Origin of the sequence: Streptomyces sp. NPDC006487, from assembly GCF_042870555.1 — a bacterium.
Lineage (GTDB): Bacteria > Actinomycetota > Actinomycetes > Streptomycetales > Streptomycetaceae > Streptomyces.
In genome coordinates this window covers 237,051-245,568 of record NZ_JBIAHN010000016.1, presented here as the reverse complement: position 1 = coordinate 245,568, position 8,518 = coordinate 237,051, and the positions used below count along the sequence as shown (strand labels likewise).

General features: G+C 68.7%; 6 protein-coding genes. 2 read left to right on the top strand and 4 right to left on the bottom strand.

The window, feature by feature from the left end; translation table 11 throughout:
- Positions 1-1,968 precede the first annotated feature (1,968 nt).
- Both ACFYM0_RS28205 and ACFYM0_RS28200 read left to right on the top strand, forming a co-directional pair.
- A complete protein-coding gene (locus ACFYM0_RS28205; RefSeq protein ID WP_239516702.1) occupies positions 1,969-2,607 on the top strand; it encodes a hypothetical protein in 639 nt (212 codons plus the stop codon).
- On the top strand, positions 2,604-3,077 hold the full coding sequence (locus ACFYM0_RS28200) for a MarR family transcriptional regulator (protein ID WP_250744360.1): 474 nt from the start codon (positions 2,604-2,606) through the stop codon (positions 3,075-3,077). Before ACFYM0_RS28205 ends, ACFYM0_RS28200 begins: the two co-directional genes overlap by 4 nt.
- A 130-nt stretch (positions 3,078-3,207) precedes the next feature.
- On the opposite strand, the gene tpg is transcribed toward ACFYM0_RS28200, so the two are convergent.
- The 4 genes from tpg to ACFYM0_RS28180 form a co-directional block, all read right to left on the bottom strand.
- Positions 3,208-3,762, bottom strand: coding sequence for a telomere-protecting terminal protein Tpg (tpg, locus tag ACFYM0_RS28195; RefSeq protein WP_243336387.1), 555 nt, complete (start codon positions 3,760-3,762; stop codon positions 3,208-3,210).
- A 9-nt stretch (positions 3,763-3,771) separates the two neighbouring features.
- Positions 3,772-6,075 carry a telomere-associated protein Tap gene (tap, locus tag ACFYM0_RS28190; RefSeq protein WP_388506203.1) on the bottom strand — a complete coding sequence of 768 codons (2,304 nt, stop codon included), beginning with the start codon at positions 6,073-6,075 and terminating at the stop codon, positions 3,772-3,774.
- Positions 6,076-6,212: 137 nt separating this feature from the next.
- Positions 6,213-7,130, bottom strand: a complete 918-nt coding sequence (locus tag ACFYM0_RS28185) for a ParB/RepB/Spo0J family partition protein (RefSeq protein WP_388506201.1) — start codon at positions 7,128-7,130, stop codon at positions 6,213-6,215.
- Entirely contained in the window at positions 7,127-8,395 is a 1,269-nt protein-coding gene (locus ACFYM0_RS28180; RefSeq protein WP_388506199.1) for a ParA family protein, read from the bottom strand. Before ACFYM0_RS28180 ends, ACFYM0_RS28185 begins: the two co-directional genes overlap by 4 nt.
- Between the last annotated feature and the right edge of the window lie 123 nt (positions 8,396-8,518).

The following is an 8,518-nucleotide window of genomic DNA, read 5'->3' as shown; positions in this document are numbered from 1 at the left end:
GTGCCTCCCCTTCGGGGAGGGGAGCCCTTCGCTTCGCTCCGGGCTGGGGGCCAAAGGCCCCCAGGGGTACCGAAGCGCTGCGCGCTTCGGACTGATGCCCCTCGCTGCGCTCGGGGGCTCCGCTTCGCGGAGCTGGTGCCTCCCCTTCGGGGAGGGGAGCCCTTCGCTTCGCTCCGGGCTGGGGGCCAAAGGCCCCCAGGGGTACCGAAGCGCTGCGCGCTTCGGACTGATGCCCCTCGCTGCGCTCGGGGGCTCCGCTTCGCGGAGCTGGTGCCTCCCCTTCGGGGAGGGGAGCCCTTCGCTTCGCTCCGGGCTGGGGGCCAAAGGCCCCCAGGGGTACCGAAGCGCTGCGCGCTTCGGACTGAGGGGGTCTGGCTGCGCTAGGCCGGCCCGCTTCGCGGGCCAATGCCTTTCTCTCCTTGGGGGGAAGGAGCCCTCCGCTTCGCTCCGGGCTGAAGGCCTTTGGCCTTGAGGGGGTCCGAAGCGCTGCGCGCTTCGGACTGAAACAGCCTCGCTGAGCTCGGGAGGCCCGCTTCGCGGGCCAATAACTTGTGCTCTCGGGCAAGGTGTGCCCTCCGCTTCGCTCCGGGTTGGGCGTCATTGACCGTCAGGAGTTCCGAAGGGCTAGGCTCTTCGGAATGAGGTTCCTAGCTTTGTTTGGGGACCTGCTTTGGAGGCTGGAGCCTCGTCTTCGGCGAGGGAGCCTTCTGTTTTGCTTCGGTCTTCGGAGCCAAAGGTCCTAGAGGTTCCGAAGTGTTGTAAGCCTCGATCTGAAGCCGCTTTGCTGTACTTGGGGGCAGGTCTTCCTTGGGGACCAGTACTTCTTCGAGGGAGTGAGCCTTCCGCTTCGCTCCAGGCTGAGGGCCCTTAGCCCCAGGGGGTATTGAAGAGCTACGTGCTTAGGACTGGGGCAGCCTTGCTGTGCTCAGCCGGCTTTTTTTACGGTCCGGTCTTTAGTAGGAGACGGCCCTACGTTCCGCTCGGACCTTGCCTGTTCTGAAGGGCTGGGGACTTCAGAGTGAGACCTTCGCTGAGTACAGGTGTCGTACGGAGCTGTGTTGCTGGGTTTGGACTGAGGTCTCTTAGTTGTGTGGGTTGGGCTTGCTTGTAGAACTTGGATCAGATGCCTGGGCTTGGAATCAGCCATAGGTGTTCTCTGAGGGTTTACGGGTGTTCGTGGGGGTCGAGTGTCTTCTTCGCAGTGGTGAAGGTTGATTTTTGTGGTGTTGAGGGATGCGGGATGGTTTGGAGGGGCTTGAGCTGGGGTTTTGGGTGGTGGTCTTAACGGCGTTAACGCGGGTGGGGGTTTGGGGTGTTAACCGAGTTAAGGGGTGAAGGGGAGGCTTGCTTCAAAATGTGGTGTGGATAGAGACGGGAATCAGTCAGATTCTGGGGTTGTGGCTGGGCGGTAGGGGGCTTGTGTCAGGGATGAGGAGGTGGGGGAGGTGCTTGTTTTTTGGGGCGCTTGGGAGGGCTTGCCTGCTGGTTGAGACGGCGTTGAGGGCTTGGGCGGGAGCGACCACCGGCCTATAGAAGGTACGGAGATGCGTCGTCGCAGGTCAGAGGGGGTGCAGGGGAAAAGATATGTCCCCTCAGGAGGGACATATCTCGGGGGTTGTGTCGCTGCTAGGGGGACACAACGGCTGCAAAATGTCAGTGACACTGACGTAAAATGCGCTAAAACGTCGGGGGGGCTGACGTATTGGGGGAGATCTGCCGGCTAACTGGTGGCGGGGCGGGTGGGGTTGGCGGGGGAGGGGCGGGAGGGGGCTCGGAGAACGGTGTGGCTGAGATATGTCACCTGTGAGGGGACACAAGACACGCCGAACGTCAACGAGCGTGACACTTGTGTCACCCTTGTTGACATACTGATCTCCGCAGATCAACGGAGTGGAGAGCAGCCTCGTGTCATCAGAGCCACAGCGCCGCCGGGGCAATCCGGTAGGGACCCCGCGTCCCGATCTGCCGGTGGACGACGCGATCTCCGCGTGGAGTCAGCCCCTGGCTCCGGTCAAGGATCTGGACAGCCTCGCGAAGCGGTACCCGACGCGGAAGCTGACACTGGACGGTGAGCGCAAGCCGCTGGAGTTCTACGGGACCGAGAATCAGCCGAATGCGTTCTCGATGGACAGCCTCGAGTTCTTCCTCGTGATTGCCCAGTACTTCCGTGAAGCGCTGCCGCTCAGGCTGATCCTGCTGCTCATCGCCTGTCAGCGGGCGGGGGGGCGGATTCCACTTACCCAGGAGGAGATGGCTACCATCCTGGATGTCAGCCGGACGAAGACGTCGGAAGCTCTGCACACGGTGATGTCTCATGGGATCGTCTTCAAGGTGCGGCGGGGTGTGTATCAGTTCAACCCGCCCTACAGTTACCGGGTGGCGGAGTTCATCCCGGGTACCGAGATGACGGGTGAGTTCGTGAAGGTGGAGCAGCACGGGACCATCTCGCAGATTCGTAGCGATACGAGCCTGCCTGACTTGGTTCGCTTCCCCTCACTGGACCACATGAGGCAGGCCATCGCGGAACTGCGGGCCGAACGGGCAAGAGAGCGCGCTGCGCGTCGGGTGAGCCGGACGAAGCGCACGGGAGAAGGGACGGCTCAGTGAGTACCTTGCGATTCGCTGCGGTCAACGCAGACGGGCTGCTCTCCGACCTCGACCTGCCGCCGGCGGCGTACCGGGTGCTGCTGAAGCTGCGTTCGCTCAGTGAGCCGGGCGGGCGGATCCTCATCGACCAGGCGACGGTCGGCGGGATGCTGGACTTGAGCCGGCCGAGCGTGAACGCCGCGCTGCGGAGCCTGGAGCTGGCGAAGTTGGTCCGGAAGATCCGGAACGGGGTCTACCAGATCAACCCGATGCTCGCCGGGTACACCTCGTTCGAGGATGCGGTCGCGGCCGTGAACGAGATGGACGCGGAGGAGCGGCTGGACGCGCGGGGCTATGTGGCCAGCTACCACCGGGCGGTGGCGGCGTATCAGGACCAGCTCGCCGAACAGCGCAAGAAGAGGGCGGCTCAGGCCGTGGCCAAGAAGGCGGCTGAATCGAAGCGGCGTAGGGCGCTGCACGCGGTTGGCTGAGTAGGTGGTGTTTGTAGGGCTTCTGAGGGGTGCTCAGGGGCTTGTGAGGGCCCCGGAATGTCCGGGGCCCTTTGTGGTTTCTGAGGGGCTCAGGGGGGCGTGTGGGGGTTCGGGCTCATGTGAGGGTTCTTCAGAAGTTGAGTTCCACGTAGTCGATGTCGGTGAACTCGACCAGGAGGCCCTGGGCGCGGGCGCCGTGGTCCTTGAAGTAGATCTCCTGGAGCCCTTCGGCGGTGATGCCGCGGAGCTGGGCTTCGGTGGCTCCGGCCTCGTGTGCGGTGAAGAGGCGGGAGGCGTACTCCGGGGGGAGGTGCTGGGTGATGCGGCGCATCCGGCCGTCGTCGGTCGTGCCGGGGGCGGCGCTGAAGCCGAAGCGGGCGCGGGTCTCGATCACGAGGCCGGTCTGCTTCGCGGCCTTGGCGCGGGCCCGCTTGCGGACGAGGGGCTGCCAGCGGCGGCGTACCTCGCGCTCCAGGCGGGCGGAGAGGGCCGGCTTGGGCTGCTTGATCTGGTCCTTCACGTACCGCTCGACGGTGCGCCGGGAGATGGCGAGGAGGTCCGCTACGGCCTTCGTTGATTTGAGCTGTTTTACGAGGTATCGGATTTGGGCGCCGGCCGACTTGGGGATGGGGCGGGTGAAGTTCTGTTCGTCGGCGCGGTCGAGGCTGTCGCTGATCTCGGACATGGGTGGCTCTTACTCTCCGTCGGCCGCGGCGTCGTGGCCCTTGATGTGGCGGGCGGGGTTGTGGCGTTCGTCGAGGAGTTGAACGGCCCAGAGGAGGGGCTGGGTGCCCTCGTGCTTGACCATGCCGGGGCTGACGCCGAGACGGAAGCCACCGGGCAGGGGCTTTCCCTCGGGGGTGCGGGGGAGGAAGTCGAGGGGGCTTGGGCCGTCGGACAGGTAGACCGCGCAGTCGGAGAGGACCGCGATGGGGTGGAGGTCTGCTGTCGTTGCGAGCTTCTGCATCTTGCGGTGCATGTTGACGCGGGCCGTCGAGATGACGGCGGCCCGGATGTCGGGGCGCCAGGTGGGGCGTTCGAGGGCGGGCCAGCTCTCGCCGGGGCGGTAGCCGGCGCCCTGCGGGCGTTCGCGGAGCTTGCCGATGCCGCCCTTGACGGTGGATTTGATCGCGGAGAGGACCGCGGTCTGCGGGGCGGGGGTGTCGGGGTCCCCCTTGTACTCCGCCATGGCCTTCAGGAACTCGGCGTCGGTGAGGGCCGCGTGGACGCCGAGTTCCGCCATCGTCGCCATGTAGGCGTCGCGCAGGCGGGTGTACCAGGCGTCGAGGTACGGGCCGTGGTCCGGGCGGAGCCAGGCCTCCGTGGGCCGGACGGTGAGGCCGAGCTCCTTGGCGTAGGCGAGGGTCGGAGTGGCGTACCAGGCGGGGCCGGTGGGGGGGCGGCCGTGCGGGGTGAAGGGGCTGGGGAGGCGGGGATCCATGGCGGCGGCTTCGGCCGAGAGGTCGGCCAGCCAGCAGCCGGGGAGCTTCGGGTCGAAGCGGGGGCCGTCGGTGTGGACCGCGGGGCCGGTGCCGACGAGGAGGCGGTTGGCCGCCGCGGCGAAGGCCATGTTCACGTCGATGCCCACGGCGTGGGTGCGGGTGCACTCGGCGTCGGTGAGGAGCTGGGGGTCGCGGATCCAGTCGTAGGCCTCTTCGTCTAGGACCTGGTCCGGGGTGCGCTGGTGGGAGCGGGGGTAGAGGGCCGCGACGACCGGGTGCTCGTCGGGGGCCTCCGGGGGAGCGGGGTCGACGGGGCGGGTGAGGGAGCCGGGGACCGGGGCGGAGACCCAGGTGTTCGTGGACTCGTCGCGGGCGGCGCGGGTGGGCGGCCGCAGCGCCGTCATCAGCTCCAGGCCCGAGACGGCGGTGGAGCCGCGGGGGGTGAGGACACGGGTCGCGTAGGAAGTGAGCAGCTCGGCGAGTTCCGGTGCGGGGAGGCCGGCGGTGTGCTCGCCCCAGGCGCGGGGGTCGAGGGCGCCCCAGGGGAGGATCGCGAGCTGGACGCACTGGCGGCCGGTGGTGGGGGTGGCGGGGCGGTAGATGCGGGGCCAGGGGCCGAAGCCGCGGCGGGTCAGCTGCCACTTCGCCTTGGTGAGCTGCTTGATGACGGGGTGGTCGTCGGGGAGGCGGAGACCGCGGCGGTCCTCCAGGACCAGGGGGAGTCCGAGTGCCTCGGTGGCGGCGGGGGTGAGGACGAGGAGGGGGTCGCCGTCCTTGCCGTTGCGGTGGAGGCGGGGGGAACGGAGGTTGGCGGCGGGGGTGAGGGCCCATTCGACGAGGGCGGGGAGGGTGGTGGGGGGTGTGAGGACCGCGCCTCGGGCGGCGTGGGCCTTTCCTGTGCCGTCCAGTACGGCCAGGGGTCCGTTGCCCTCCAGGAGGGGTGGGGGGGTGGATTTGGCGGCACCTGTGCGGGGGGTGGGTGTGGCCGTTCCTGTTCCCGGTCCCGTTGGCGGCTGGGGGGTGCGGGCTTGTGGGGCTGTTCCCCTGCCGGCGCTTTCACGGAACTGGGGCTCCGGACCGGGCTCCGGCTGCGGGTGCGGGGTCGCGGCTTCGGGGCCGGCGTTACCCGGGTGGGAGGGGGCGTTAACGGCGTTAACGGGTGCGGCGCCGCTGGGGGTGGGCCCGGCGTCTTCGGCGCGGGCCCGGAGTGTGGGGGGCTGCAGTGTGGGGGGCTGCAGTGTGGGGGCTTGCGGGGCGGGGGCCTGCGGGGTGTTGACGGTGTTGATGCCGTGGAGGTCTGCCAGGCCGTTGAGGAGGCGGGCGTAGGCGGCGCGCTTGGGGGGCCGGGGGGCCGTGCGGCCGGTTTCCCAGGAGGTGACCGTTTCGCGGCGGACGGCCAGGGCCTGGGCGATCTGGTCCTGGCTCAGGCCTGCCGCCTCGCGGAGGCGCTTGCGCTCGTCCGGGTGCGGGAGGGCGTCCTGTGCCGCGGCCTCTTCCAAAAGGGCATCGACCGCGGCGAAGAGCGTGGTCTGTTCGTTTTCGTGCGCGTTGGGCATGGGCACCTCCAGGCGCAGCTTATGCGAACCGCACCATGGAACGCACGTGAAACACACGTGGGGGGCGTGGTGGTCCGACCGGGCCAACGCCCCCTTCGTGTCGGGTGGGGTCGGGTCTGGTGTGGGGCAGACGCGCGTCAGATGCGCGTCAGGAGGAGTTCCGTCACCGCCTTCAGGTCGTCCGGAGTGAGGTGGGCGGTGAGTGCGTCCGCGATCGTTTCCGGGGAGTCCGCCGCGATCGTGATGCGGCGGGGGGAGGTGGGAGCGGAGGGAGAAGGGGAGGGAGAAGGGGAGGGTTCGGGGGAGGCCTCGGGGTTCGGGGTCGGGCGGGTGCGCTGGCGTGGGGGGTTAACGGCGTTAACGGCTTCGTCTGCCGCGGAGGCCTGGTCCTCCTGGGGGAGGCGGCCGATGCGGCGGGCCGGTTCCACCTTGAGTTCGCCGGTCTCCACCTTGTCCTGGAGTTCCGGGGTGAGGTTGAGGAGGGTCAGGCGCTGGGAAACCCAGGCCGGGGTCTTGCCCAGGCGCTTGGCGACCTGGGCCTGGGAGCCGTGGACCTCGACGAGTTGCTGCAGGGCGCGGGCCTGGTCCATGGGCGCCACGTCGACGCGGTGGACGTTGGCGATGAGCGCCGATTCCAGGATGTCCGCCGCCGAGGAGGCGAGGGAGTCGTTGACGTGGATCTGCATGGTGCGGAGGCCGGCGCGCTGGGCCGCCGCCAGGCGGCGGTTGCCGTCGATGACCACGTACGGAGCGCGGCCCAGGCTGTCGGTGTTCCCGGGGTGCGCCTCCATGAAGGCCATGCGGGTGGCGACCGCCAGGGGCTGCAGCTGCCCCCGGGTCGTCAGGGACGCGGCCAGCTCGTGGAGTTCGGTGAGGTCCTCGCGGAGGTTGAAGGGGTTGTGGGCGAGCGCCTCGATCGGCACCTCCGAGGGCGGGACCACGCCGGAGGTGGGAGCGCCGGTGACTTCGGCGATGGCCGCGCGGCGGGAACTGACGCCTACGGGCTGGGCTCGGGCGAAGGAGCTCGAGACTCCGAGTTTGTCGGCCTTGCTCATGAGATCTCCCTTGCGAGGGCGCGGAGGGCGACCGCCTGCTCGCCCTTGGGTGCGTAGACGAACAGGGGCTGCTTCACGCGGACCGCTTCGCGCTGTTCCTTGAGGTCCGGGACGATGGCCACCACGCGCGGATCCTTTATGTCCATCCAGGCCTGGAGGGAGGAGGTCGCGATGTAGCCGCGCCGGCCGTCGTAGAGGTTGACGACGAGACCGAGGTAGTCGATGTCGAGGCTGAGATCGTCGCGGAGGTCGTTGATCTGGGAGGTCAGGAGGTCGTAGGCGTCCGCCGAGGAGTCCTCCGCCTGGACCACGATCAGTGCGCCGGAGGCTCCCGGCTGTTCGGCGTCGCGGCGGCGGCCGTAGTAGATGGCGGCGTCCATGCTGAGACCCAGGCTCGGCGGGCAGTCGATGAGGATGACGTCGTAGTCGGCCTCGACGGGGGCGAGGGCCCGTTCGAGCGCGGCCTCGCGGGCACGGACCGTGGAGAGCCGGACGTCGAGGAGGAACGCGTCCGTGCACGCCGGGAGGATGTGGAGGCGGTCGCCGAAGCGCTCGTCCGGGATGGGGACGATCAGGTCGGCGAGGGGGCCCTTGGCCTCGCCCGCCATGTGGCAGGTGAGACTGTCGCCGCCGATGGGCAGCGGCTGCCGGCCGAGCTGCTTGGTGAGGTGCCCCTGGGGGTCGAAGTCGACGAGCAGGACGCGCATGCCGAGGCCGGGCAGGTCTTCCAGGTCGATGGGCGGGGCGGACGCGGTGCCCTCCTGGCCCGGATCGTCTCCGTCCTCGACGGCCGAGAGCCGGGCCAGTTGGCGGGCCACGCGGACCGGGTGGAGGCTGCCGGGGTCCTCGGCGAGGGCTTCGGCGGTGCCTGCGGTGATGGCGGTCTTGCCGACACCGCCCTTCTGGTTGCACACCACGATGCGGCGGACGACCGAGGGCCGCTTCACGGTGGGGGCCGGGTTCATCTCCAGCCAGAGGGAGACGGCTTGGGCGAGTCCCTGGATGAGGGAGACGCCGCGGTGCTTGGAGTCGGTGCGGAAGGACTCCCACTGGCCGCCGGGCAGCCAGGTGGAGAAGGACTCGGCCCCGGAGGTGTCGACGGGGGAGGGGGAAGAGGCGAGCGCGCTCCAGTGGGCGATGCCCTGGTGGACGGCGTCCTGGATGTCCACCCGCAGTTGGGCGGTGCGGATCTTGAGCTCCTGGCGCAGCCACGGGGGGAGTTTGGAGACGACCTTCTCGCGGTCGCTCGATGAGGGAGAAGTCATGCGAGGGACTTTACTAACGTTCAAGGGTGTTCGTGGGCACCACGCTTGAGTTTTGCTAACGAAGTGGTGTGGATCGGCCCTGAGACGGCCCTGGAACGGCCTTGCGTGCCTTGCGTGCCTTGC